The sequence below is a fragment of the Enterobacter sp. 200527-13 genome, from assembly GCF_027924865.1.
GTDB classification, from domain to species: domain Bacteria; phylum Pseudomonadota; class Gammaproteobacteria; order Enterobacterales; family Enterobacteriaceae; genus Enterobacter; species Enterobacter ludwigii.
In genome coordinates this window covers 1-26,731 of record NZ_BSCM01000010.1, presented here as the reverse complement: position 1 = coordinate 26,731, position 26,731 = coordinate 1, and the positions used below count along the sequence as shown (strand labels likewise).

Annotated in this window: 20 protein-coding genes and 1 pseudogene; 8 read left to right on the top strand and 13 right to left on the bottom strand. The window is 55.4% G+C overall.

Annotated elements, in window-relative coordinates:
* Positions 1–36 precede the first annotated feature (36 nt).
* A complete protein-coding gene (malF, locus tag QMG44_RS21545; RefSeq protein ID WP_020882850.1) occupies positions 37–1,581 on the top strand; it encodes a maltose ABC transporter permease MalF in 1,545 nt (514 codons plus the stop codon).
* A gap of 14 nt (positions 1,582–1,595) precedes the next feature.
* Positions 1,596–2,486: a maltose ABC transporter permease MalG gene (gene malG, locus QMG44_RS21540; protein WP_014168193.1), complete on the top strand. Its 891-nt coding sequence runs from the start codon at positions 1,596–1,598 to the stop codon at positions 2,484–2,486.
* A gap of 96 nt (positions 2,487–2,582) precedes the next feature.
* Here malG and psiE read toward each other — a convergent pair whose 3' ends face one another.
* Positions 2,583–2,993 (bottom strand): phosphate-starvation-inducible protein PsiE, encoded by a 411-nt coding sequence (psiE, locus tag QMG44_RS21535; RefSeq protein ID WP_020882851.1) that lies wholly within the window; start codon positions 2,991–2,993, stop codon positions 2,583–2,585.
* A 129-nt stretch (positions 2,994–3,122) separates the two neighbouring features.
* Between psiE and QMG44_RS21530 the strand changes: the two are divergent.
* Positions 3,123–3,636, top strand: a pseudogene (locus QMG44_RS21530) (GNAT family N-acetyltransferase).
* Positions 3,637–3,644: 8 nt separating this feature from the next.
* Positions 3,645–4,100, top strand: coding sequence for an acyltransferase (locus QMG44_RS21525; protein ID WP_086533130.1), 456 nt, complete (start codon positions 3,645–3,647; stop codon positions 4,098–4,100).
* A gap of 38 nt (positions 4,101–4,138) precedes the next feature.
* Here QMG44_RS21525 and QMG44_RS21520 read toward each other — a convergent pair whose 3' ends face one another.
* From QMG44_RS21520 to pgi, 5 genes are all read right to left on the bottom strand, one after another.
* On the bottom strand, positions 4,139–6,235 hold the full coding sequence (locus QMG44_RS21520) for a YjbH domain-containing protein (RefSeq protein WP_014168189.1): 2,097 nt from the start codon (positions 6,233–6,235) through the stop codon (positions 4,139–4,141).
* Positions 6,235–6,972, bottom strand: coding sequence for a capsule biosynthesis GfcC D2 domain-containing protein (locus QMG44_RS21515; RefSeq protein ID WP_086533129.1), 738 nt, complete (start codon positions 6,970–6,972; stop codon positions 6,235–6,237). Before QMG44_RS21515 ends, QMG44_RS21520 begins: the two co-directional genes overlap by 1 nt.
* Positions 6,969–7,607, bottom strand: a complete 639-nt coding sequence (locus QMG44_RS21510) for a YjbF family lipoprotein (protein ID WP_025206403.1) — start codon at positions 7,605–7,607, stop codon at positions 6,969–6,971. The genes QMG44_RS21515 and QMG44_RS21510 overlap by 4 nt, the downstream gene beginning before the upstream one ends.
* 118 nt (positions 7,608–7,725) lie before the next feature.
* On the bottom strand, positions 7,726–7,968 hold the full coding sequence (gene yjbE / locus QMG44_RS21505; protein WP_014168186.1) for an exopolysaccharide production protein YjbE: 243 nt from the start codon (positions 7,966–7,968) through the stop codon (positions 7,726–7,728).
* A 367-nt stretch (positions 7,969–8,335) separates the two neighbouring features.
* Positions 8,336–9,985, bottom strand: a complete 1,650-nt coding sequence (gene pgi / locus QMG44_RS21500) for a glucose-6-phosphate isomerase (protein WP_020882856.1) — start codon at positions 9,983–9,985, stop codon at positions 8,336–8,338.
* Positions 9,986–10,360: 375 nt separating this feature from the next.
* On the opposite strand from pgi, the gene lysC reads away from it, so the two are divergent.
* From lysC to QMG44_RS21485, 3 genes are all read left to right on the top strand, one after another.
* Positions 10,361–11,710 (top strand): lysine-sensitive aspartokinase 3, encoded by a 1,350-nt coding sequence (gene lysC, locus QMG44_RS21495; RefSeq protein ID WP_014168184.1) that lies wholly within the window; start codon positions 10,361–10,363, stop codon positions 11,708–11,710.
* A 92-nt stretch (positions 11,711–11,802) separates the two neighbouring features.
* Complete coding sequence (panS, locus tag QMG44_RS21490) at positions 11,803–12,747, top strand: ketopantoate/pantoate/pantothenate transporter PanS (protein ID WP_014168183.1); 945 nt, start codon at positions 11,803–11,805, stop codon at positions 12,745–12,747.
* A gap of 50 nt (positions 12,748–12,797) precedes the next feature.
* On the top strand, positions 12,798–13,070 hold the full coding sequence (locus QMG44_RS21485; protein ID WP_014168182.1) for a DUF3811 domain-containing protein: 273 nt from the start codon (positions 12,798–12,800) through the stop codon (positions 13,068–13,070).
* On the opposite strand, the gene rluF is transcribed toward QMG44_RS21485, so the two are convergent.
* The 3 genes from rluF to metH form a co-directional block, all read right to left on the bottom strand.
* Positions 13,071–13,940: a 23S rRNA pseudouridine(2604) synthase RluF gene (rluF, locus tag QMG44_RS21480; RefSeq protein WP_025206405.1), complete on the bottom strand. Its 870-nt coding sequence runs from the start codon at positions 13,938–13,940 to the stop codon at positions 13,071–13,073.
* A 134-nt stretch (positions 13,941–14,074) separates the two neighbouring features.
* Complete coding sequence (locus tag QMG44_RS21475; protein WP_281853273.1) at positions 14,075–15,706, bottom strand: Na/Pi cotransporter family protein; 1,632 nt, start codon at positions 15,704–15,706, stop codon at positions 14,075–14,077.
* A gap of 114 nt (positions 15,707–15,820) precedes the next feature.
* Positions 15,821–19,504: a methionine synthase gene (gene metH / locus QMG44_RS21470; protein ID WP_032681927.1), complete on the bottom strand. Its 3,684-nt coding sequence runs from the start codon at positions 19,502–19,504 to the stop codon at positions 15,821–15,823.
* Positions 19,505–19,698: 194 nt separating this feature from the next.
* Between metH and iclR the strand changes: the two genes are divergently transcribed.
* Positions 19,699–20,526: a glyoxylate bypass operon transcriptional repressor IclR gene (gene iclR / locus QMG44_RS21465; RefSeq protein ID WP_020882862.1), complete on the top strand. Its 828-nt coding sequence runs from the start codon at positions 19,699–19,701 to the stop codon at positions 20,524–20,526.
* Positions 20,527–20,569: 43 nt separating this feature from the next.
* Here the strand turns inward: iclR and aceK are convergent, their stop codons facing one another.
* The 4 genes from aceK to metA form a co-directional block, all read right to left on the bottom strand.
* Positions 20,570–22,297, bottom strand: coding sequence for a bifunctional isocitrate dehydrogenase kinase/phosphatase (aceK, locus tag QMG44_RS21460; RefSeq protein ID WP_020882863.1), 1,728 nt, complete (start codon positions 22,295–22,297; stop codon positions 20,570–20,572).
* 88 nt (positions 22,298–22,385) lie between these two features.
* On the bottom strand, positions 22,386–23,690 hold the full coding sequence (aceA, locus tag QMG44_RS21455) for an isocitrate lyase (RefSeq protein ID WP_086533128.1): 1,305 nt from the start codon (positions 23,688–23,690) through the stop codon (positions 22,386–22,388).
* A 31-nt stretch (positions 23,691–23,721) separates the two neighbouring features.
* Positions 23,722–25,323, bottom strand: coding sequence for a malate synthase A (gene aceB, locus QMG44_RS21450; RefSeq protein WP_281853272.1), 1,602 nt, complete (start codon positions 25,321–25,323; stop codon positions 23,722–23,724).
* Between the two features lie 270 nt (positions 25,324–25,593).
* Positions 25,594–26,523, bottom strand: coding sequence for a homoserine O-succinyltransferase (gene metA / locus QMG44_RS21445; RefSeq protein WP_025206409.1), 930 nt, complete (start codon positions 26,521–26,523; stop codon positions 25,594–25,596).
* Positions 26,524–26,731: the final 208 nt, after the last annotated feature.

Below are 26,731 nucleotides of genomic sequence, written 5' to 3'. Positions count from 1 at the left end.
GAGGGAGAACAAAATGTGTTGTAGAGGAAGAACCCCATGGATGTCATTAAAAAGAAACACTGGTGGCAAAGCTCTGCCCTGAAGTGGTCTGTAATGGGTCTGCTGTGTCTGCTGGTGGGTTACCTTGTTGTTTTAATGTACGTACAAGGGGAATATCTGTTCGCCATCATGACGCTGATTTTAAGCTCTGCTGGCCTGTATATTTTCGCCAACCGTAAAGCCTATGCCTGGCGATATGTTTACCCGGGCGTGGCCGGGATGGGTCTGTTTGTCCTGTTCCCGCTGATTTGTACCATTGCTATCGCGTTCACCAACTACAGCAGCACCAACCAGCTTGCGCAGGAACGCGCCCAACAGGTGCTGATGGACCGCTCTTATCAGGCGGGCAAAACCTTTAACTTCGGCCTGTATCCTGCGGGCAGCGAGTGGAAGTTAGCACTCACTGACGAAGAAACCGGCAAAAATTATGTCTCCGACGCTTTCAAATTTGGCGGCGAGCAGAAGCTGGCCTTAAAAGAGGCTGCGGCCCTGCCGGAAGGCGAACGCGCTAACCTGCGCATCATTACGCAGAACCGTCAGGCACTGACGCAGCTTACCGCCCAACTGCCGGACGAAAGCAAAGTGACCATGAGTTCACTGCGCCAGTTCTCCGGAACACAACCGCTTTATACGCTGGCGGACGACGGCACGCTGACCAACAACCAGAGCGGCGTGAAGTACCGTCCAAACAATGACATTGGTTTTTACCAGTCCATTACGGCTGATGGCAAATGGGGTGATGACAAGCTCAGCCCGGGCTACACCGTGACGATAGGCTGGGACAACTTCACCCGCGTCTTCACCGATGAAGGGATCCAGAAACCGTTCTTCGCCATCTTTGTCTGGACCGTAGTGTTCTCCATACTGACGGTGATCCTGACCGTTGCCGTGGGCATGGTGCTGGCGTGTCTGGTGCAGTGGGAATCTCTGAAAGGGAAAGCTATTTACCGCGTGCTGCTTATCCTGCCGTATGCCGTCCCGTCGTTTATCTCGATTCTGATTTTCAAAGGGCTGTTTAACCAGAGCTTCGGTGAAATCAACATGATGCTGAGCGCGCTGTTCGGTATCAAACCGGCCTGGTTCAGCGACCCCATCACCGCCCGCTCGATGATTATCATCGTGAACACCTGGCTCGGTTATCCGTACATGATGATCCTGTGCATGGGCCTGCTGAAGGCGATTCCGGACGATTTGTACGAAGCCTCGGCAATGGATGGCGCGGGTCCGTTCCAGAATTTCTTTAAGATTACGCTGCCGCTGCTCATTAAGCCGTTGACGCCGCTGATGATTGCCAGCTTTGCCTTCAACTTTAACAACTTCGTGCTGATTCAGCTGTTGACCAACGGTGGGCCTGACCGTCTTGGCACCACCACGCCGGCAGGTTATACCGACCTGCTCGTCAGCTACACCTACCGTATCGCCTTCGAAGGCGGCGGCGGTCAGGACTTCGGTCTGGCGGCAGCAATTGCCACCCTGATCTTCCTGCTGGTTGGCGCTCTGGCGATTGTGAACCTGAAAGCAACACGCATGAAATTCGACTAAGGAGGGCACAGAATATGTCTATGGTCCAACCCAAATCTCAGAAACTGCGCCTCTTCGCGACGCATTTAGGGCTGCTGATTTTTATCGCGGCAATCATGTTCCCGCTGCTGATGGTTATCGCCATCTCCCTGCGTGCCGGTAACTTCGCGACCGGGAGCCTGATCCCGGATGAAATCTCCTGGGAGCACTGGAAGTTAGCGCTGGGCTTCAGCGTTGAACACGCGGATGGCCGCGTCACGCCACCGCCGTTCCCGGTGCTGTTATGGCTGTGGAACTCGGTGAAAATTGCCGGGATTACCGCGATTGGAATTGTCGCACTCTCCACGACCTGTGCTTACGCCTTTGCCCGTATGCGTTTCCCGGGTAAGGCCACGCTGCTGAAAGGGATGCTGATTTTCCAGATGTTCCCGGCGGTACTGTCACTGGTGGCGTTGTATGCCTTGTTTGACCGACTGGGCCAGTATGTGCCGTTTATCGGCCTGAATACCCACGGTGGCGTCATCTTCGCCTATCTTGGCGGTATCGCGCTGCATGTGTGGACCATCAAAGGGTATTTCGAAACCATTGACGGCTCGCTGGAAGAAGCGGCGGCGCTGGATGGCGCGACCCCGTGGCAGGCATTCCGTCTGGTGCTTCTGCCGCTGTCGGTGCCGATCCTGGCGGTGGTCTTTATCCTGTCGTTTATCGCAGCCATCACCGAAGTGCCGGTCGCTTCCCTGTTACTGCGTGATGTCAACAGCTATACGCTGGCCGTCGGTATGCAGCAATACCTCAATCCGCAGAACTATTTGTGGGGCGACTTTGCTGCGGCGGCTGTACTCTCCGCCATCCCTATCACCGTCGTGTTCCTGCTGGCGCAGCGCTGGCTGGTGAATGGCCTGACGGCGGGCGGTGTGAAAGGTTAAGTTTCATTTGTTATGCCACTGCAACCCTCAACTTTAGACGTATTGTATTGACCCAACTTGTGACTGTTGTTAGGCGGCCTCCGGGCCGCCATTTTTTTATTCCCGTTTCAGCCGTTTCGAATTGCACAGCCAGAGCGTGATCACCAGCAGCAGGATCGCCGCCGAATAGATCAGTACGTCGAGCGGGGAGGTATGATCCACGATGATCAGCCGCACAATCGCGGTGATCCCGATGTAAACAAAATAGCGTAGCGGGAAGTGAAAGCCCGACTGGAAATACTTCACAATCAGCGCGATAAATTCAAAGTAGAGAAAGTAAACCACCAGGCCTTCCACCAGCTCATATTTGCTGGTTTGTTCAGGGGCGAACAGCACATCCGCCAGATGCACCGTCTCTTTGCCTAAAAAGACGACCAGTATCAGGCCAAGGCTCAGCAGACCGAGGTTCAGCACGGTCTGGAGGATTGTTGAGATAAACTCAACGCGCGGGCGAGTCAGGGATGTCATAGAGCACCTCATTCTCCAGGGCGAGGTTCCTGTATAACGCAAAAATGTGACGGTGATCTATATTTTTTGTTTATATTATGTTCAGAGCTGTGGCATGTTGCACTGTGACACGCTTATTTCGACGAAGGGATGATGAAATTAACCATTCAACGCGCCACCGTGGATGATGCAAAACAGCTGAGTGAAATGGGGTATGCCAGCTACCGGCATCACTTTGGGCATCTATGGGAAAGCCAGACAGAGCTTGCCGCCTTTCTTGAGCAGGAATACGCCGCAGGCGATAGCAGACAGCCTGATGCAGCCGGGCACTTACTGGCTCATTGCCAGCGCACAGACACCAGTCGGTTTCGCAAAATTCTCAACCCAGCAGACCATCGAGCCCGAGGGGCTGTCGGGTACGCTCCTGCATAAACTCTATTTATTGCCGGATGCCACGGGACACCGCTACGGCGAGCAACTCCTTGCGGAAGTGATTCGCCAGGCAAAAGCCTGTTCGGAAAATCTGCTGTGGCTGGAAGTCCTCGAAAAGAACCCTCGCGCACGCCGGTTTTACGAAGCGCAGGGGCTGAAACATGTCAAAGACACCCTCTTCGTCACTGCGGCACAAACCAGCACCCTCCATATTATGTCGATGCCAGTCTAAGGAGATGTATGCCAGAGCAACGCCAGACGGCTATTCGTCATGTTGTCTGCGGCGAAAACGTCGTCATTTACGAACCCGCGAATCTTTATGAATGTTCGCTGGGCGATAACGTCTTTATCGGCCCGTTTGTTGAAATCCAGGCTAACTCGCACATCGGTGCTGACAGCAAAATTCAGTCCCATACCTTCATCTGCGAGTTCGTCACCGTCGGCGAGCGCTGTTTCATTGGCCATGGGGTGATGTTCGCCAACGATATGTTCCGCGACGGTAAACCCAATGCCGACCGGCGCAGCTGGGGACACATTCGTGTGGGCAACGACGTTTCAATCGGCAGCGGGGCCACCATTCTGGCTGTCTCAATTTGTGATGGGGCGGTGATTGGGGCGGGAAGCGTGGTGACAAAGTCCATCACCGAGAAAGGGGTTTACGCCGGCAACCCGGCGAGACTGTTGCGGCGTTTGTAAGGTGCCCGGCAGGCGTAACGCTACCGGGCACTCACGCATCATCTGAAGTTGATGTTCTTATCGCTGGTCATGTCGTACAGCTGGAATTTACGCCCCAGCTGCTGACCACCGTCACGCGTCAGCGGCGTCCAGCCAATTGCCGCACGGCTGCGGGTTGGGCCTGACGAGAACAGATCCAGCGGAATGGAGACGTACACGCCTTTGGTGAAGTCCCCTTCCCCATACTCGTCCGGCGAGACGTTAGTGATCGTGGCATAGCCACCGACCACCACACCGCTGTCGAAGTGTTTAGAGATATCCAGCGTGCCGCCTTTATCCCCCGCCAGATACTGACCAACGCTGGCTTTCACCAGTACGTCCGGGGCAAACGACGGCGTCCAGTAGGCCGTCAGATGGCCGGTTTTAACGCTGTAGTCGGTGAACTTCATCATGTCCTGCGCGCTGCGCCAGTCACGCTGTTTCACGTAGTTGGCATCAAGACCAAACGCCCAGTTGCTGTCTACCGGACGGTAGAGCACTTCAGCCCCCGCGCCGCCAAACATCGTTTCCAGATAACCGCCGTAAACCTGGCCGTAGAAACCGTTACCAAAGTACTGGAAGTAGTTGGCCTGCAGGTTGTTTACGTAGGCGTCGTTCTGCACATACTCACGTACGCGAGTACGCACGCGCGGCAGCTTCGAGTCGTTCGGCGGGTTGGTATAGTTGAACTTGTCGTAGTTGTTGGCAAGGTTACCGAACAGGCTGCCGGTGGTCAGCAGGTGGTCGGTGACCCACAGATCCGCCGTCGCCATGACGCCCAGCTGATACATGTAGAAGTTTTCTGGCCCACCAACAGACTGGTTCAGTACCGGATCGATATGGAAATCAAAGCGCGACTTATCGATATACCAGCCCTGCTCGGTGGTGTCTGGCACCACTGGCTCAACGCGTTTTTGCACCAGCTCGGTTTCATGCCCAAGCGGTTCGCCTTCCAGATGGCGCTTAAGGCTGGCGACATCCGTTTCCGTCGTGACCTGCGGCATGTTCAGACGGTTTTCGGTCACGCGGATCGTGCTGATCCCGTCCGGAAGATCGTTCATGATGATCCGGTTGGCGCGTTCGATCCCTTCCCGCGAGTCACGGTATTTCACCTGCTCGCCGGTCACGTACAGCGTATCGCCTTTCACCTGAATCTTCGGATCCGCCAGACCGGCGTTGTATTTCAGCAGGGTCAGCTGGTTCGCCACGACGGAGTGCTGCAGAATGGCATCCTGCGGCTCCGGCTGGTAGGCAGGGCGCGCGTTGTCGTTGTAGTGTGGCCGCATATCGTTAAAGTTGGTACGCAGCGTCACGCCAAACATCACGGTATTGCCACGCTCATAGCTGAGGTTAACGTCAGCCCAGTCAGCCACACGGTAAATGGCACCGACGTTAAATTTGCTCTTCTGCTCAATCTTGCCGGCGAAATCCTGTGAATAGTCATTCCCTTCGTATTCCAGCTTCAGGCGCAGCGGCTGCCAGGGCGTCTGGTACTCTACGCCGCCAAACAGCGAGGCCGGGCCGTGGAACATCTGGTCGCCGTTGATGGAGCCCGCTTTCTGATAGCTGTTATCGCGATAGCAGTATTTGTCGCTGTAGGAGCAGAACGGGTTTTTCACGTTGCCGCTGGTGCCCAGATACCCCCAGCCGAGACCGAGTGAGAAATCAAACGGTCCCCAGGCTTTGCTGGCCACCACGTATTCCGCATCAAACAGACCGGTACCGCCGATATCCCGCGCGCCAACGGAGACCTGCGGCATCCAGTAGCTCTCTTCCCACAGACGCAGCTTCACGTCGAACGCTTTATCTTTGTAGGTCTGATCGCCGGAGAAGGACTCGACGCTGCTGTACCGTTTGGTGCGCACGTCAGTGTAGCGCAGTGTGGTTTCGAGCCACGGAAACAGCTGTACAGCGGCGGAGTAGTAGCGGTACTGATCGTTATCACGGTAGTTGAGGCTGATTTCCCCTTCCCGCGCCATGCGCGCGGTAGGCGTTTGCAGTAAACCGACGCCGCCGAAGTCTGACTGAGACGGGCCAATGGGTGCCGGATACGTTTCTGCATGGCAGGCGGCACTCACGCACAACGCCAGCATGCTATAGAGATAGGTTCTTTTCATTATTCCGGTATCCGCTGTTTCAGGGAGTGAAGGATATCGGCGTTCAGCCCGTCATATGCCTTCGTCCAGAAATGGTCGGCAAAACCGACAAAAATGACGCTGCCTGGCATCGGTTCGATATGGCGTTTATTCCAGTAGGCTACCGGTGCTTTTTGCGTTTGGCCGTCCGGGTACACCACCCATGCGTAGCTCTTATCCGCACCGCCCAACAAATTTTGTTCATCGAGATAGCTCGCCACATCGCGACCCGGCATAAACGGCTTGTCACCGGGACTGCTGACAAGCCCGAACACGGTAATGGTAGAAGGCTGAACAGGTAGCCAGAGCGTGTACTCACCTTCCAGTGACGGGTTAGCCGTTTCCGCGACGCGAACGTGGTCCGGATCGAGATTGACCGACAACCGTCCGGTGACCTTCAGCGCCTTAAGCTGCTGGCGAAGGCTGTTAATGGCCGCCGCGTCGTCACCCTCTTCCTGCTCCGCCAGCCCTGTTAGCCTGGCGAGCAGCGCGTTATGTTGTTGCTCCGCCACCACCGTCGCCTGTCGTTCACTGATGACCGCACCTGGCCACCAGCTGTTCGCCAGCCTTGGCTGGCCGACGAGATCGATCAAGTGTCCGGCGTTGGCCAATGTTTTAGGCTTCGTATTGTCCTGCGTATAGACTTTCACCGTCCCGGCAGACCATGCGAGCGGCGTAGCAAAGCTTGCGATCAGCGCAACGCGAATAAGTGTTTTCATGATTTCGCGGCCTTGATCAGCGTGGTTTTGACCGGGAAGAATCCGGCACCAAGATACTGTAACGACTGGCGTATCTGGCCGTCATCGTCCACCCAGAAGCGGTTATGCCAGGTTGCCTGATCGGTAGTGACCTCTTCATCCAGCACGCGAACCCGGGTTTCGTCGCTGCCCACATTGACGCTGTCCGTGCCATCCCAGCGGAAGGTGGAGCGGGCGGTGGCATAGCGAACCTGCTTGTGTTCGGTCCAGCCCATCGTGCGGGTCCAGCTTGCCCCGTCGGTTATCTGGTTCGGCTTGTTCAGCGGATCGGCGGCGAGATTGTTGACTTCAAGCAGGTTGTCGCCCCCGAGCAGGGTTTTCACGATACGGCTATGCTGCGTTACGATGGTGGCCTGATCCTGCGTCACCCATTTCTGCTGCCCGTTTTCATCGAAAGCGAGCACCACAAACAGCTGTGGGCCATCGTTGAGCTGCATGTACTGACTGGCATAGGGCATGTTCTGAAGTTCGTCATCGGTCAGATGCACGCCCGGCGTACCGAACATGCTTTCCCACAGTGAATGGCCCAGCCCTTTGGTGGTGGCCGAGCACGCCTGCAAAAGCAGACAAATCAGGATGATCCCAGGTCGCTTCACGACTCTTCTCCGCATTATTGCCGGGTGATGCTGCGCTTACCCGGTCTACAGGTCCCGAAGGCTACTGAAAAGCCAGAATAACCACACCGAAGTGTGGTTATGATTAAAACACCCGTTATTACTGGGTGCTGGTGGTCGTGGTGGTCGTGGTTCCGGTATTGGAGCCATCACCGCCACCGGTTGCCGCCAGGGCGACACCCACGGCTGAACTTACGGTGCTGGCGCTGGACGCGGTAGAAATCCCCGCAGACGCAGACGTCGCAGCCGACCCTGCCGCTTCTCCGACCTGAACCGGAGCCGCATTAACAGATGTCGCCGCAAGCGCAGATATGGCGAAAATGCCATACAGTACTTTCTTCATAAGAATTTCCCTTCATTTAATGAATGGAGATTTGCCCAAAAAGAATTTCAGGCGGATTCGAGTATACACAACTAAAGGTGAGGGTTTGCCGTAGGGGTAAATAGAAGAAGGGTTTTCGGACAATTGGATAAAATGGAAACAAAAGGACGATTAGGTAATAATATAACTTATATAAATCAATGAAATAGAATTATATCCCGTGACGGTAATTATCCGTATTTTCCTAAAATAAACCGCAGCAATTAACAGGTTAACGACTATTTTCAGATTAAACTCACTACAGGAATTTGAGTTGAATAACAGACATCAGGAATTATCCGATAAAAAAATGCCGGCATTTCGCCGGCACTTTTTCATGACACTTTAATTACGCGCGCCATGCTTTATAACGGTTGATCAGACCATTTGTGGAGCTGTCGTGGCTGTTAATCGCGTTATCGTCACCCAGTTCAGGCAGGATACGGTTTGCCAGCTGTTTACCCAGCTCAACGCCCCACTGGTCAAAGGTGAAGATGTTCAGGATAGCGCCCTGAGTGAAGATCTTATGCTCGTACAGGGCAATCAGCGCACCCAGGCTGAACGGCGTAATTTCGCGCAGCAGGATGGAGTTGGTTGGACGGTTGCCTTCGAACACTTTGAACGGCACAACGTGGTCCAGCGTGGCCGGATCTTTACCCTGGTCGCGGTATTCCTGCTCAACCACGTCACGAGACTTACCGAACGCCAGCGCTTCAGTCTGTGCGAAGAAGTTAGACAGCAGCTTCGGATGGTGGTCTGACAGCGGGTTATGGGTAATGGCCGGGGCGATGAAATCACACGGGACCATTTTGGTGCCCTGGTGGATCAGCTGATAGAACGCATGCTGGCCGTTAGTGCCTGGCTCGCCCCAGATGATTGGGCCAGTCTGGTAATCCACGGCGTTACCGTTACGGTCAACGTATTTACCGTTGGATTCCATGTTGCCCTGCTGGAAGTAGGCCGCAAAACGGTGCATGTACTGGTCGTATGGCAGAATCGCTTCGGTTTCAGCCCCGAAGAAGTTGTTGTACCAGATACCAATCAGCGCCAGCAGCACAGGCAGGTTTTTCTCAGGTGCGGTGGTGGAGAAGTGTTTATCCATCGCATGCGCGCCGGAGAGCAGCTCAACGAAGTTGTCGAAGCCGACGGAGAGGATGATCGACAGGCCGATAGCGGACCACAGAGAGTAACGCCCCCCCACCCAGTCCCAGAACTCGAACATGTTCGCGGTGTCGATACCGAACTCGCTAACGGCTTTCCCGTTGGTCGACAGCGCGGCGAAGTGTTTCGCCACGTGCTTGTTGTCGCCTGCGGTTTTCAGGAACCAGTCGCGCGCGCTGTGGGCGTTGGTCATGGTTTCCTGAGTGGTGAAGGTTTTAGACGCGACCAGGAACAGGGTCGTTTCCGGATTCACGTTCTTCAGCACCTCGGCGATGTGGGTACCATCGACGTTAGAAACAAAGTGCATGTTGAGGTGGTTTTTGTATGGGCGCAGCGCTTCGGTGACCATGAATGGGCCGAGGTCAGACCCGCCGATACCGATGTTAACGACATCCGTAATCGGTTTGCCGGTGTAGCCTTTCCAGCTTCCGGAGATGATCGCTTCAGAGAAAGCTTTCATCTTTTCCAGCACCGCGTTCACTTCCGGCATCACATCTTTGCCGTCAACGATAATCGGAGTATTGCTACGGTTACGCAGCGCCACGTGCAGCACGGCACGGTCTTCGGTGCGGTTGATCTTCTCACCGGAGAACATGGATTTGATGGCGTCGGCCAGCTCAGTCTCTTTCGCCAGATCCTGCAGCTTCGCCAGCGTTTCTTCGGTAATGCGGTTTTTGGAGAAATCCACCAGCATCAGGTCATCGAAGGTCGCGGAGAACTTATTGAAACGATCGGCATCTTTCGCGAACAGGTCCGCGATGGTGACGTCTTTCATTTCATCATAATGTTTCTGTAGTGCCTGCCAGGCAGCGGTCTGCGTTGGGTTGATGTTTTTCATTAGCAATACTCTTCTGATTTGAGAATTGTGACTGCGGTCGATTGTAGCGCCTGCAAATAAAAATTGTGATGGTTTTTATGCCATTGCCCTGGCCTGCATCAAACACAGGTGAAAAGACCCGAAAAGTATAGCTGCTGAAACGCCCTTCAGGGGCGGCGAAATGTCGGTCAAAAGGCGGTAAAAAGGAGCATAAAATATGGCCCTGTTATAAGTCCTGTTACTGAGGGGTACCCCCCCATAAAAAATCCGCATAATCCCAGCATTGACAGGACCTCCCCCACATTTTATTTATAGGGCCGTATTTTGCGCCTGCACCTGTTCTCGTTTCATTCTTGTGCCAAGGTCGCTTTATTCATTCCCTGACACGAGGTTGTTATGACGAGTTTTGTGGTCGCCAAATTTGGCGGCACCAGTGTGGCCGATTACGATGCCATGAACCGCAGCGCCGATGTGGTGCTGGCCGATCCGAATACCCGCCTGGTGGTGCTTTCCGCCTCTGCTGGCGTGACGAACCTGCTGGTTTCTCTGTCTGAAGGACTGGAAGCAACCGAACGTTTCGTTAAGCTGGACGCACTGCGCAAAATTCAGTTCAACATCCTTGAACGTCTGCAGAATCCGAACGTAATCCGTGAGGAAGTGGAACGCCTGCTGGAAAATATCACTACCCTGGCTGAAGCCGCCTCTCTGGCGACCTCCACCGCGCTGACCGATGAACTGGTCAGCCACGGCGAGCTGATGTCCACGCTGCTGTTCGTGGAGATCCTCCGCGAGCGTAACGTCCATGCTCAGTGGTTTGACGTGCGTAAAGTCATGCGCACCAGCGATCGCTTTGGCCGTGCCGAGCCGGATGTTGAAATGCTGGCCGAACTGACCCAGCAGCAGCTGGCCCCGCGCCTGGCAGAAGGGATGGTGATCACTCAGGGCTTTATCGGTAGCGAAGCCAAAGGCCGTACAACAACGCTTGGCCGCGGCGGCAGTGACTATACGGCAGCCCTGCTCGGCGAAGCGCTGCATGCCACCCGTGTGGATATCTGGACTGACGTGCCGGGTATTTACACCACCGACCCGCGCGTGGTCTCTGCGGCGAAACGCATTGATGTGATCGCGTTTGAAGAGGCGGCAGAAATGGCCACCTTCGGCGCGAAAGTATTGCACCCGGCGACGCTGTTGCCGGCCGTGCGCAGCGATATCCCGGTCTTCGTTGGCTCCAGTAAGGATCCCAAAGCAGGCGGTACGCTGGTGTGCAAGAAAACCGAAAACCCGCCATTGTTCCGAGCGCTGGCCCTGCGCCGCCGCCAGACGCTGGTGACGCTGCACAGCCACAATATGCTGCATTCTCGCGGTTTCCTGGCGGAAGTGTTTGGCATCCTCGCGCGCCATAATATCTCCGTGGATTTGATCACCACATCCGAAGTGAGCATCGCGCTGACGCTGGACACCACTGGCTCCACGTCAACCGGCGACACCCTGCTGACGCAGTCGTTGCTGATCGAACTCTCTGAGTTGTGCCGCGTGGAAGTGGAAGAAGATCTGGCGCTGGTTGCCATCATCGGCAACAAGCTGTCGCGTGCCTGCGGCGTGGGCAAAGAGGTCTTCGGCGTACTCGACCCGTTCAGCATTCGTATGATTTGCTACGGCGCCTCCAGCTACAACCTCTGCTTCCTGGTGCCAGCCGATCAGGCCGAGCAGGTCGTGCAAAAACTTCATCAGAATTTGTTTGAATAAAATTCGTTAGCACGATAAACAATACCTATAAGCCGGGCACAGACCCGGCTTTTTTATAACTAAACAACACGACAATACTGCAAGGACTATCTATGTTATCCGCCATCACCCGGCTGTTCCCGTTGTGGGCACTGCTGCTTTCCGTACTCGCGTATTACACTCCCACCCACTTTACGGGCATTGGCCCGTGGGTCACGACGCTGCTGATGCTGATTATGCTCGGCATGGGCGTACACCTGAAAATTGACGACTTCAAACGCGTTCTGTCGCGCCCAGCCCCCGTAGCGGCAGGGATTTTCCTGCACTACCTGGTCATGCCGCTTGCGGCGTGGCTGCTGGCCATGGCCTTTAAAATGCCGCCAGATTTATCCGCCGGTATGGTGCTGGTCGGCAGCGTGGCCAGCGGCACGGCATCCAATGTGATGATTTACCTGGCAAAAGGTGATGTGGCGCTCTCGGTGACCATCTCTTCCGTTTCAACGCTGGTGGGCGTGATTGCCACGCCGCTGTTAACGCGTCTGTATGTGGATGCGCAGATTCAGGTAGACGTCATGGGGATGCTACTCAGTATTCTGCAGATTGTGGTGATCCCGATTGCGCTGGGCCTGGTGATTCACCATCTGTTCCCACGCGTGGTCAAAGCCGTTGAACCGTACCTGCCTGCCTTCTCGATGGTCTGCATTCTGGCTATCATCAGCGCCGTGGTTGCCGGATCTGCATCGCACATTGCCTCAGTGGGCTTTGTGGTGATCATCGCGGTAGTGTTGCATAACACCCTTGGTCTTTTGGGCGGTTACTGGGGCGGGAAGCTGTTTGGTTTCGACGAATCCACCTGTCGTACGCTGGCAATCGAAGTGGGAATGCAAAACTCGGGGCTGGCCGCAGCACTGGGCAAGATCTACTTCTCGCCGCTGGCAGCCCTGCCGGGTGCGCTGTTCTCCGTCTGGCATAATCTGTCCGGCTCGCTGCTGGCAGGCTACTGGTCTGGCAAACCCATTAATGAGCCCGCGAAAAAAGATGCAGTGAAACAGGGTTAATTTCCTTCGCTTGCTTTACACTGGAGCCTCCCCTTCAGGAGGCTTCAGCAATGGCTACACCACGTTTGACCCAGAAAGACATGACGGAAGCTGAGCAGCGCGAACTGAAAACGCTCCTCGACCGCGCTCGTATCGCCCATGGCCGCACGCTGACTAACGCCGAAACCAATCAGGTTAAAAAAGAGTACATCGATAAATTGATGGCTCAGCGTGAAACTGAGGCGAAACAAGCCCGCAAGCTGAAAAAAGAGCAGGCTTATAAACCCGATAAAGAAGCGACCTTTTCCTGGTCAGCCAATACCTCACCCCGTGGAAGGCGCTAATTAGCGCCCTTTCTTTTTACGCCCCGGCTGGACGAAGCGTTTGCCCGCAGGCTTGCCGCGGCTTTTCTCTTCTGATGGCGGCGCTTTCACCACCGGACGCTTAATGGCCTGGGTTTTCGGTTTGGCTTTCGTTTTTGGCTTCGCTTCAGACGATGAATTCTCGATGAGCCTGAACAGCTCAATCAGTTCGTCATCCGTTAAATCACGCCACTCGCCCAGTGGAATACCTGACAGACTCACGTTCATAATGCGCGTACGTTCGAGCTTCACCACGTCATAACCGAAGTGCTCGCACATCCGGCGGATCTGACGGTTTAAGCCCTGCACAAGGGTAATGCGGAAAGCAAACGGCGCCTCTTTCTTCACCTTGCACTTCTTCGTGACGGTCCCCAGAATCGGCACACCTGCGCCCATACCGCGGATAAAGTCGTCCGTGACCGGCTTATTGACCGTAACGATGTACTCTTTCTCGTGGTCGTTACCGGCACGCAGAATTTTGTTCACCAGATCGCCGTGGTTGGTCAGGAAAATCAGCCCCTGTGAGTCTTTATCAAGGCGGCCAATCGGGAAGATACGGCTGCTGTGGTTAACGAAATCAACAATGTTGTCCCGCTCGCCGTCTTCCGTGGTACTGACGATGCCAACCGGCTTATTCAACGCGATAAATACCAGGTCTTCCGCATCACGCGGTTCAATGAGCTGACCATTCACTTTGACCACGTCACCGGGCACGACCTGGTCACCGATGGTGGCGCGTTTGCCGTTGAGGAACACGTTACCCTGTTCAATGTAACGGTCCGCCTCGCGACGTGAGCAGATCCCGCTCTCGCTAATGTATTTGTTTAATCGTGTTGATTGAGTTGGCAGCATAGTTTCTCCTGTAAAGGCGAAATATACCTTAGGTTTGGGCTGGTAAAAAGATTAGCCGACGGTTACCGGGCATCATGCCCGGCGTAAACCTGCTGGTTTTGAGGTTAACCACCTTATATAGGCGCTTTCAGAGATTAATATTCATCTCGATCGTCGTCTTCATCCGGCTGCTCCATGACGCTATAAGCGACCGCGCAGAATAACGAGTTGAGACGCTTCATATCCCCCAGCAACCCCAGGTGCAGGGAGCTGGTTTCAATGCTCTGGACGTTCTGCTGGTGCAGTCGTTCAACGTGGGCGTGCGAGTAGCGCCGGTTGAGGATACGGAAGCGATGTTTGTTACGACGCAAGCGGCGTGCGCTCGGTACGTCGCTGGAGAAGAAGACCAGCATTGCCAGCTTCAGGTTGCTCAGCAACTGCTCGTGCAGCGCCTCCAGCTCCTTCAGGCCTTCAACCGAGAAGGCGCGGCGCGCGGCAAGGGATTTGTCAGCAATTTCACTTCCCATACGCTCAACGATATCCGAGGCCTGCTCGAGATTAAGCGACATTTCGATGATTTCCGCCCAGCGGCGGGACTCTTCCTCTGCCAGTTCATCCTGCGGAATACGCGCCAGGTAGAGCTTGATGGCGGTATAGAGCACGTTGATATCGTCCGCCAGCCTGCGCAGCTCTTTCTCTTCTCGCGGCTCTCCGTGCATGACCTTTTGCAGCCCTTCAAGCATCGTTTCCATGGCATCGCCCATGCGCAGCGTCTCGCGCGCGGCATTAGCCAGCGCCAGTGCCGGGGTATCCAGCGCGGACGTGTCCAGATGCTTAGGTTTCAGACGCGCATCCAGCTCCGGTTCATCCCGAATAAGCCGTTCGCAGAAGCGGGCCATGGGTTCAGCAAAAGGCACCATCGCCAGACAACGCACCAGGTTGTAAAACACGTGGAAATAGATTACCAGCTCAGCCTTCGGTAACGGGAGATTGTCCATCAGGTTGGCCAGCGGATAGACAAACGGCAGAATAATCAGGCTGCCCACCAGCTTAAACAGCAGGCTTCCGAGCGCCACGCGCCGGGCAGCAGCGTTTGCGGCGCTGTTATTGAGTATCGCCAGCAGGCCAGAGCCAAGGTTGGCCCCGATCACCAGACACAGCGCGACCGGGAACGAGATCGCCCCCGCGGCGGTTAACGTCGCCGTCAGCAGCACAGCGGCCAGGCTGGAGTAACTGACGATGGCAAATACCGCGCCGATCAACGCATCCAGCATGATGTCCCCGGTCAGCGAGGCAAAGATGACCTGAACGCCGTTGGCCTCGGTGATGGGGGTCACCGCCTGCACAATCAGCTCCAGCGCCAGCAGGATCAACCCAAGGCCAATCCCCACGCGGCCAAGCTGTCCGGCACGCGTCTGCTTACGGCCAAGGAAGAAGATGACACCGATAAAAATCAGCAGCGGCGACAGCCAGGAGAGATCGAAGGTCAGGATACGCGCCATCAGCGCGGTCCCCACGTCAGCGCCCAGCACAATGACCAGCGCCGGTGCCAGCGCCACCAGATCTTGCGCCACAAACGAGGTCACGAGCAGGGTCGTCGCATTACTGCTCTGCACCAGTGCCGTCACGCCGATGCCCGCGCAGAAGGCGAGCGGCTTCTTCTCAACGCTGCTGCTGAGAACGGTGCGTAAGCGCGCGCCAAAGACGCGCATAACGCCGGTACGGACAATATGCGTGCCCCATACCAGCAGTGCTACTGCGGAAAGCAAGTGTAACAGGGTCAGCACGGAAGGTTCTCCTCCTTATCGTTCTACGTTTTTATGATTCAGTATAAGGGTTTAAACGTAAGAAAGAGACAGGGCGCCTCATGAGCGCCCTGTTTGTTGTAAGGAAAAGTGACGTTAGTCAGCGTCGTAGCCTAAATTGGGTGCCAGCCAGCGTTCAACCTCTGAGACACTCATGCCTTTGCGCAGGGCGTAATCTTCAATCTGATCGCGCTGCAGCTGCGCGACGGCGAAGTATTTGCTGTCGGGATGGCTGAAATACCAGCCGGACACCGATGCCCCAGGCCACATGGCGAAAGACTCGGTGAGCTTCATGCCGGTATGGGCTTCTACATCCAGCAATGTCCAGATAGTGCCCTTTTCGGTGTGTTCCGGGCAGGCTGGATAGCCCGGAGCCGGACGAATCCCCTGATAGTTTTCGCGGATCAGCTCCTCGTTGCTGAGGTTCTCATTGGCCGCGTAGCCCCAGTGTACCTTGCGCACGCGCTCGTGGAGGTACTCTGCGAAGGCTTCCGCCAGACGATCGGCAATCGCTTTCACCATGATTTTATTGTAATCATCGTGCTGCGCGTCGAACGCCTCCGCCAGCGCATCTTCCTCAAGACCCCCGGTCACGGCAAACGCCCCGATATAATCCGCTTTCCCGGAAAGCTTCGGTGCAACGAAATCGGCCAGGCAGTAGTTAGCAAAGCCCACTTTCTCGGTTTGCTGGCGCAGATGGCGACTTACTGCCAGCACGTGCGTGCGGGTCTCGTCGCGATAAATTTCGATGTCGTCGCCCACACGGTTCGCCGGGAACAGGCCCACCACGCCGCGCGGGTTGAGGCTTTTCTGCGCACTCAACTGGTCAAGCATTTCGTTGGCGTCGTTGAACAGGCGTTTGGCTTCTTCCCCGACCACCTCATCTTCAAGGATGCGGGGATATTTGCCCGCCAGTGACCAGGTCATGAAGAACGGTGTCCAGTCGATGTAGTTACGCAGCGTCTCGATGCTGGCAGTGACGTCCTGAACGCCCAGACGATGCGCCACAGGGGGCGTATAGCTGGCCCAGTCAAACGCCAGATCGTTATCGCGCGCGGCCTGGAGTGTCACCGGCGGCGTCCGCGGTTTCTTACGGCCATGCTGAATACGCACGGTCTCGTACTCTTTGCGGGTACGCGCGACAAAATCATCACGCTGGGTGGCAGACAACAATGCCGACACGACGCCCACGGTACGCGAGGCGTTTTGCACATAAACCGTCGGGCCACTGTAGTTCTGCTCGATTTTCACCGCCGTGTGCGCTTTGGACGTTGTCGCCCCGCCAATCAGCAGTGGAATGGTAAAGCCCTGACGCTCCATCTCTTTCGCCACGTTGACCATCTCGTCCAGCGACGGGGTAATCAGCCCGGAAAGTCCAATCAGGTCAGCATTCACTTCGCGCGCAGTTTTGAGGATTTTATCCGCCGGCACCATCACGCCAAGATCGATAATCTCGTAGTTATTACACTGCAGTACGACGCCCACAATGTTCTTACCGATGTCATGCACGTCGCCCTTCACGGTGGCGATCACCATTTTACCGTTGCTGGAGCCTTTCTCTTTGCTGGCTTCGATAAAGGGTTCGAGATAGGCCACCGCCTGCTTCATGACGCGTGCGGATTTCACCACCTGCGGCAGGAACATTTTGCCTTCGCCAAACAGATCGCCGACCACGTTCATGCCGTCCATCAGCGGCCCTTCGATCACTTCAATCGGGCGCGTGGATTGCTGCCGTGCTTCTTCGGTGTCCTGTTCAATAAACTCGGTAATTCCTTTTACGAGTGAGTATTCCAGACGTTTTTTCACGTCCCAGGCACGCCACTCCGCCTGCTGAATGTTTACCGATGCGTCGGATTTACTGCCGCGGTATTTCTCGGCCAGATCCAGCATGCGCTCGGTGGCGTCATCACGCCGGTTGAGGATCACGTCTTCTACGGCATCGCGCAATTCTGCCGGCAGGTCGTCGTAAATGGCCAGCTGTCCGGCGTTAACGATCCCCATGTCCATACCGTTACGGATAGCGTAATAGAGGAACACGGCGTGGATAGCTTCACGCACCGGATCGTTACCGCGGAAGGAGAATGACACGTTCGATACGCCGCCGGAGATCAGCGCATGCGGCAGCTCGCGTTTGATGTCTTCACACGCGCCAATAAAGTCCTGCGCGTAGTTATTGTGCTCTTCAATACCGGTGGCAACCGCGAAAATGTTCGGATCGAAGATGATGTCTTCCGGCGGGAAGCCCACCTCTTCGGTCAGAATTTTGTATGCGCGGCGACAAATCTCAATTTTGCGCGCACGGGTATCGGCCTGGCCCATTTCATCGAAGGCCATCACCACCACGGCGGCACCATAACGGCGCACCATCTTCGCGTGGTGGATAAAGGTATCAACGCCTTCTTTCATCGAGATGGAGTTAACAATGCCTTTACCCTGAATACACTTCAGCCCTTTCTCGATGACTTCCCACTTAGAGGAGTCAATCATGATCGGCACCCGGGCAATGTCCGGCTCACCGGCAATCAGGTTGAGGAAGCGCACCATCGCCGCTTCGGCGTCGAGCATTCCCTCATCCATATTGATGTCGATGATCTGGGCGCCGCTCTCAACCTGCTGGCGGGCCACGTCCAGCGCTTCACTGTACTTCTCTTCTTTAATCAGCCGTTTGAATTTCGCCGAACCGGTCACGTTAGTCCGCTCCCCGACGTTCACAAACAGGCTGTCGTCGCCGATGGTCAACGGCTCAAGACCAGCCAAACGGCAAGCAACCGGCAGCGTAGGCAGTTGACGCGGCGGCAGACCCGCCACCGCATTGCTCATCGCGGCAATATGCTCTGGCGTGGTACCGCAGCAACCACCGACGATATTCAGAAAACCGGATTCGGCCCACTCGCGGATTTGCGCCGCCATGGTGTCTGCATCCAGATCGTATTCACCAAAGGCGTTCGGCAGGCCGGCGTTCGGGTGTGCGGTGACATAGCATTCAGCGATGCGCGAAAGTTCCTGCACATACTGGCGCAGCTCATCGGGACCCAGCGCGCAGTTCAGGCCGAAGGAGAGCGCTTCAGCGTGACGCAGGGAGTTATAAAAAGCTTCTGTGGTCTGGCCGGAGAGGGTACGACCAGAGGCGTCGGTGATGGTACCGGAAATCATGATCGGCAGGTCGACGCCCAGCGCCTCGAACTCCTCTTTCACCGCGTAAATCGCGGCTTTGGCATTGAGGGTGTCGAATACCGTTTCAATCAGGATCAGATCGGAACCGCCTTCCACCAGCGCTTTGGTCGATTCACGATACGCCGCCACCAACTGATCAAAGCTGATGTTACGAAAGGCCGGGTCGTTTACATCGGGTGAAATCGACGCGGTGCGGTTGGTCGGGCCAAGCACCCCGGCCACGTAGCGCGGTTTGTCCGGCGTACGGGCTGTCCATTCATCAGCGCAGGCGCGGGCCAGCTTTGCCGCGGCAAGGTTTATCTCCGCCGACAGGGATTCCATCTGGTAATCCGCCATGGCGATGGTTGTCGAGTTAAAGGTGTTGGTTTCGACGATATCCGCACCCGCCTCGAAATACGCGTTGTGGATCGCCGAAATGACCTGCGGTTTGCTGAGCACCAGAAGGTCGTTGTTACCTTTGAGGTCGCATGGCCAGTCGGCGAAACGCTCGCCGCGGAAATCGTCTTCACTCAGACGATAGCTCTGGATCATGGTACCCATGCCGCCGTCCAGCACCAGAATTCGTTTATTTAACTGCGCACGCAGTTGCTCTACTTTGCTGCTCACACTTGCTCCCGACAACGCTCAACCAGGCCAAAAGGCCAGCAGTCCATACTGGCACAATCTCGCAGGGTGTAAAAGTCACACAGCGGTAACATGAGACATGTTCACTATCACTCATCCGATCAGTCAGGATAACGGTTGCAAAATCACCAAATAAAACGAAAATGATTTCCACGATACAGAAAAAGGAGTTCGTCATGGTCACGACCGTTCCCGCTAAACGCGGCAGAAAACCTGCTGCCACCACCGCCGCCTCTCAGGGCGGACAGGTTCAATCGCTCACGCGCGGTTTGAAGCTGCTGGAATGGATAGCCGAGTCGCACAGCAGCGTGGCCCTGACAGAGCTGGCACAGCAGGCTGGCCTGCCGAACTCAACGACCCATCGACTGTTGACCACGATGCAGCAGCTGGGCTTTGTGCGCCAGGTGGGTGAGCTGGGACACTGGGCGGTGGGCGCACATGCGTTTATCGTCGGCAGCAGCTTCCTGCAGAGCCGCAACCTGCTGGCGATTGTGCACCCTATTCTGCGTAAACTGATGGAAGATTCCGGCGAGACGGTAAACCTGGCCGTGCTCGACCAGAGCGACCATCAGGCCATTATCATCGACCAGGTACAGTGCACTCAGCTAATGCGTATGTCGGCACCAATTGGCGGCAAGCTGCCGATGCATGCCTCCGGGGCGGGGAAAGCGTTTCTGTCGCAGCTCAGCGAAGAGCAGGTCACCGGGCTGCTGCACCGTAAAGGGCTGCACGCCTACACCCACGCCACGCTGGTCTCACCGGTACATCTGAAAGAAGATCTGGCCCTGACCCGCAAGCGCGGCTATTCGTTTGATGACGAGGAGCATGCGTTAGGCCTGCGCTGCATTGCGGCCTGCATCTTTGACGAGCACCGCGAGCCGTTTGCCGCCATTTCGATCTCCGGACCGATTTCCCGTATGACCGATGACCGCGTCACGGAGTTAGGTGCGCTGGTGATTAAGGCGGCGAAAGAGGTCACGCTGGCATATGGCGGGATTCGATAACATCGGGTGCACCTGAATCCCTCTCCCGTCGGGAGAGGGGGCATTACACCGCATATCGGATGCAAAACCGTTGTTTGCGGCGATAGGCATACACATCTTCCACATGCCCATTCTTGATGCGCGTCTGCAGGCCCCGCCAGTAGCTGGCGCGGAACAGGTCATCATGCATCTCTTCAAACAGTGGCCTGATGCGCGGGTCAGCGCACAGCCAGTGGCGAAACTCCTCAGGAAAGACATCTCCCGGTGAGATGCTGTACCACGGCTCGCCGGACAGTTCATCTTCCGGATAGCGGGGCTGCGGTATATCGCGGAAATTCACCTCAGTCATATAGCAAATTTCATCATAATCGTAGAACACCACCCGCCCGTGACGGGTGACCCCGAAGTTTTTAAACAGCATGTCACCCGGGAAGATATTCGCGGCGGCAAGCTGACGGATAGCGTTGCCGTATTCTTCAATGGCATCACGCAGTGCCTGACCTTCGGACTGCTCCAGCCAGATATTGAGTGGGATCATGCGGCGTTCGATATAGAGATGGCTGATGGCAATTTTGTCGCCCAGATCGGTGATTTTCGCCGGCGCTTCCTGCAGTAATAACGCCATTAATGCCGGATCGATCTGCTGCTTATCCAGCACAAAGTTCTCGAACTCCTGGGTGTCCGCCATTCGCCCGACGCGATCGTGCTCTTTAACCAGCTGGTAGCAGGCGCGGACGTGAGCAGCGGTCATCTCCTTCTGCGGCGCGAACGTATCTTTGATGACCTTAAACACCCGATCAAAACCCGGCAGGGTAAAGACCAGCATCACCATGCCGCGAATACCGGGGGCTTCGATAAATTGCTCATCTGCCGTGGTGACATAGCGCAGATATTCCCGATAGCTTTCCGTCTTGGCGTGTTTCTGACAGCCAATGGCCATGTACAGCTCGGCGGTGGTTTTCCCCGGCAGGATCTCGCGCAACCACTCCACCAGAGCAGCAGGCAGCGGGGCATACACCATAAAGTAGGAGCGGGCGAAACCAAAGACAATGCTGGCCTCGGCGCTGGTCGTCAGGCAAGTATCAACAAACAGTTCACCGTCATCGGTACGATGGATGGGTAACAGAAACGGCACAATGGCCGACGGTGTCATCAGTTTACCGACCAGCCAGGCGGCCTTATTACGGTAAAAAAGCTCATTGGCAACCTGCAAATGGCTTTGCCCGAGCACCTCTTCGCCAAAGGTCTCCTTGAGATGCGCAGAGATATAGCCGATATCACGGGTTTTATTCTCCCAGGGCAAACGCAGCGGCAAATCCGTTAATACGCGATGCAGGAGTTTTTCCCAGCCGCGATCGGGAAAGAAATCCTTCGCCAGCGGACGCGGAATAGTGCGAAAGCGGCGTTCCGGCTGAGAGCTAAAGATAAATAACCGCTCAGGAGATAATGAGCGGTGGTCAAATAACCGGCAATAGACGGAGTTGAAAAAGCTCTCCGCAATCTCGAAGCGCGGGTAATCAGGTAACAGATGGGTGTAATGCTCCTTCACGCGCAGTAAAAACTCCGCGTCAGGGATTTTGCCGTCGGTAATGCAACGCAACTGCTCCACCACCAGACCCACATGGTGGTCGTAAAGGTGGATTCGCTGCTTCATGGCCTGCTGAACCGCATGCCAGTCGGCGTGCTCAAAACGCTGCTGCGCGCCGGATGTGACTTCCAGGAAACGTCCGTACTGGGCATCGAAGCCCTGCAGAATAGTTTGGGCAATCAGTAATTCCAGACCACGCGACATTGTTCATGCTCCCTCACCCCGGCCCCCTCCCGACGGGAGAGGGAGTATGTTCACAGGCCCGGTAGCGTGCCACCGGGCATTACACGGCTCAGAACTGGGCTTCTTCCGTCGATCCCGTTAAGGCGGTGACGGAGGAGGTGCCCCCCTGGATGATAGTGGTCACGTTATCGAAGTAACCGGTCCCGACCTCCTGCTGATGCGAAACGAAGGTATAGCCCTCTTTACCGGCAGCAAATTCCGGCTGCTGCACCTTCTCAACGTAATGCTTCATGCCTTCACCCTGCGCGTAGGCATGCGCCAGGTCGAACATGTTGAACCACATGCTGTGAATGCCAGCCAGCGTGATGAACTGATATTTGTAGCCCATGTCGGACAGCTGCTGCTGGAAGCTGGCGATGGTTTTATCGTCCAGTTTCTTCTGCCAGTTGAAGGACGGCGAGCAGTTATAGGCCAGCAGTTTGCCCGGATATTTGGCGTGGATAGCATCGGCAAAGCGTTTTGCCAGCGCCAGGTCCGGCGTGGAGGTTTCGCACCAGACCAGGTCCGCATACGGTGCATATGCCAGCCCACGGCTGATCGCCTGTTCAATGCCAGCATGGGTACGATAAAACCCTTCGCTGGTGCGTTCGCCGGTAATGAACTCGCTGTCGTAAGGATCGCAGTCAGAGGTGATCAGGTCAGCCGCATCCGCATCGGTACGGGCAATCACCAGCGTAGGTACGCCGAGCACGTCAGCCGCCAGACGCGCCGCAACCAGCTTCTGAATCGCTTCCTGGGTTGGGACAAGGACTTTCCCGCCCATGTGTCCGCATTTCTTCACTGACGCCAGCTGGTCTTCGAAGTGAACGGCCGCTGCACCGGCCTCAATCATCGATTTCATCAGCTCAAAGGCGTTCAGCACGCCGCCGAATCCCGCTTCCGCATCCGCGACGATTGGCAGGAAATAGTCAATAAAACGCGGATCGTTTGGCTCAATGCCTGCCGCCCACTGGATCTGATCCGCACGGCGGAAGGTGTTGTTGATCCGATCCACCACGGTTGGTACCGAGTTTGCCGGATAGAGCGACTGATCCGGATACATGCTGGAGGCCAGGTTGGCGTCCGCCGCAACCTGCCAGCCGGAAAGATAGATGGCTTCGATGCCGGCTTTCGCCTGCTGCAGGGCCTGGCCGCCAGTCAGCGCGCCGAGGCTATTGATGTAACCTTTTTTGGCACCGCCGTGCAGCAGCTCCCACATTTTCGCCGCGCCGCGCTGCGCCAGGGTACATTCCGGATTGATCGAGCCACGCAATTTCACCACCTCTTCCGCGCTATACGGGCGGCGGATGCCTTCCCAGCGAGGTTGGGTCCACTCTTTCTTCAATTCTTCGATTTGTTGGGTACGGGTTTTCATGTGCAGATGCTCCATATTGTTGTGGGGTGAATTACGCCAGGAAGCGGTAGCCCGGCAGGGTCAGGAAGTCGATTAAGTCATCGGATGTGGTGATTTGCTCCATCAGGCGTGCGGCGTCATCAAAACGTCCGCTGCTGAAGCGGTGTTCACCCAGTTCGTCCTGGATCACCCGCATCTCTTCGGCCAGCATCTGACGGAACAGGGATTTGGTCACCGGCTTGCCGTTGCTGAGCGTTTTTTGATGGTGGATCCACTGCCAGATTGAGGTGCGAGAGATTTCGGCGGTAGCGGCATCTTCCATCAGGCCGTAGATCGGCACGCAGCCATTACCGGAGATCCACGCTTCAATGTACTGGACGGCTACGCGGATATTGGCGCGCATACCCTCTTCCGTACGCTCGCCCGCACACGGTGCCAGCAGGTGTTCTTCAGCCGTTGGGGCATCCTCATCACGCGTCACACACAGCTGGTTTTTGTTCTCACCGAGTACGCGGTTGAAGACGTCCATTGCCGTATCCGCCAGACCCGGATGCGCGATCCACGTTCCGTCATGGCCATTTCGTGCTTCAAGCTCTTTATCGGCTTTCACCTTGTTGAGCACCTGATTGTTACGTTCAGCATCTTTGCTTGGGATAAATGCCGCCATTCCCCCCATCGCAAAGGCCCCACGCTTGTGGCAGGTCTTAATCAACAGGCGTGAGTAGGCACTCAGGAACGGTTTATCCATGGTGACCACCTGGCGATCCGGCAGTACACGATCGGGATGATTTTTCAGGGTTTTGATGTAGCTGAAGATGTAATCCCAGCGTCCACAGTTCAGCCCAACAATATGGTCGCGCAGCGCATGCAGAATTTCGTTCATCTGGAACACCGCAGGCAGCGTTTCAATCAGCAGGGTGGCTTTAATGGTGCCACGCGGCAGGTTGAAACGATCTTCCGTGAAGCTAAACACTTCACTCCACCAGGCCGCTTCCTGCCAGGCCTGTGTTTTCGGCAGATAGAAATAGGGACCGCTGCCTTTTGCCAGCAGATTCTTGTGGTTGTGGAAGAAATAGAGGGCGAAGTCAAACAGACTGCCCGGAATGGCTTCGCCACGCCAGGTAACATGCTTTTCAGGCAGATGCAGTCCACGTACGCGACAGATCAGAACCGCCGGATTGGGTTTCAGTTGATAGATTTTGCCGGCTTCGTTGGTATAGCTGATGGTGCCGTTCACGGCATCGCGCAGATTGATTTGCCCGTCGATAACCTTATGCCAGTCCGGCGCCAGTGAGTCCTCAAAATCTGCCATAAAGACTTTTACGTTCGCGTTCATGGCGTTGATCACCATTTTGCGCTCCACCGGGCCGGTGATTTCGACGCGCCGATCCTGTAAATCATCCGGAATGCCGCGGATTTTCCACTCACCACGGCGAATGGAAGCGGTTTCCGAAATAAACCCAGGCAACTTGCCATCGTCAATTTCCTGCTGCTGATGAATGCGTGCCGCCAGCAGCTTATTGCGCGTTGGCGTAAAGCGGGTCACCAGTTCGGTCAGGAATTCGACAGCGTCTGCTGTCAAAATTTGCTGTTCTTGCTCGCCATGCGGCTGGGTAAAGTCCAGTTCATCGACCGTCGTTGCCTGTTGAGTCATTACTCTGCTCCTCATCAAAGATCCAAAATCACGCCCCCGATGCGAACGAAAGATCGTTGTGTAGTTTTCGCTCAGCAGAATTAAGACTATCTATATTTTTTCCAAAATCAAAAACAATTTCCATTTTAATTATTAAATGCACTTAATACATTGATTAATATGAAATTAAAGTTTTATTGTTTGTTGGGTGGTATTTCGGAAATGAAAAAGGCACCCGAAGGTGCCTGATGTGAATAGCTGAAACGCTTTAGGATCGTTTAGTGCAGAAGATTACTCCAGCGTTGGATTCATGTGGCGCAGATCGTATGGCGTGATCTGGTAGACGTAATAGTTGAGCCAGTTAGTAAACAGCAAATTCCCGTGGCTACGCCAGGTGGCTCTCGGTTTGTTCTGTGGATCGTTTTTGGGGAAATAGTTGTACGGAACGTCCGGATTCAGACCGGCTTCAACGTCACGGAAATACTCCGACGCGAGGGTGTACGGATCGTACTCAGGATGGCCGGTAACAAAGGCAATGCGCTTGTCTTTACTGGCAAACAGGTAAGCATCCCCGTCTTCGGTTTCGGCCAGGATATCGAGATCGGTGTAATCACGAATCAGCTGCGCCGGGAAATCGGCGTAGCGCGAGTGTGGGGCCAGGAAGGAGTCATCGAACCCGCGCGTCAACAGGGCGTGAGGTTGAACAAGGTGGTGCTCGTAAACACCTGAAAGCTTCTCAGTGCGGGTTTGTTTGGGGATCCCATAGAGGATATTCAGGGCGGCTTGCACCGCCCAACAAACAAACAGCGTGGACGTGACGTGATCTTTAGCCCACTCCAGTACCTGTTTGATCTGCGGCCAGTAGGCAACATCATTAAATTCAACCAGGCCCAGCGGTGCACCGGTCACAATCAGTCCGTCGAAGTTTTCGTCGCGAATGTCGTCGAAGTTACAGTAAAAATTATTCAGATGCTCAGAAGGCGTATTTCGCGACTCACGGGCATCGATTCGCAGCAGCTGGATATCAACCTGCAGCGGCGAGTTCGAAAGCAAACGCAGGAACTGGTTCTCTGTTTCGATCTTTTTCGGCATCAGATTGAGAATAAGCACCTTCAGTGGGCGAATTTCCTGACCTGTAGCGCGTGAAGTCGTCATCACAAAGACGTTTTCATCACGTAAGAAATTGACGGCTGGTAGCTCGTCCTGCACCCGAATCGGCATAACCTCATATCCTCACAGCATACGTATAAACGTTTAGACATCCAGACAGCTAACGATACCCAGAAACAGGCTGAATGTCGAGTCTGCAAGCGGAAGGTGAGAAAGTTTCAAGGAGGAAGTAAGAAGCCCAAAAAGCAAAAAACCCCGCACCATACGGTACGGGGTTCTTTTAATTGATGCCTGGCAGTTCCCTACTCTCACATGGGGA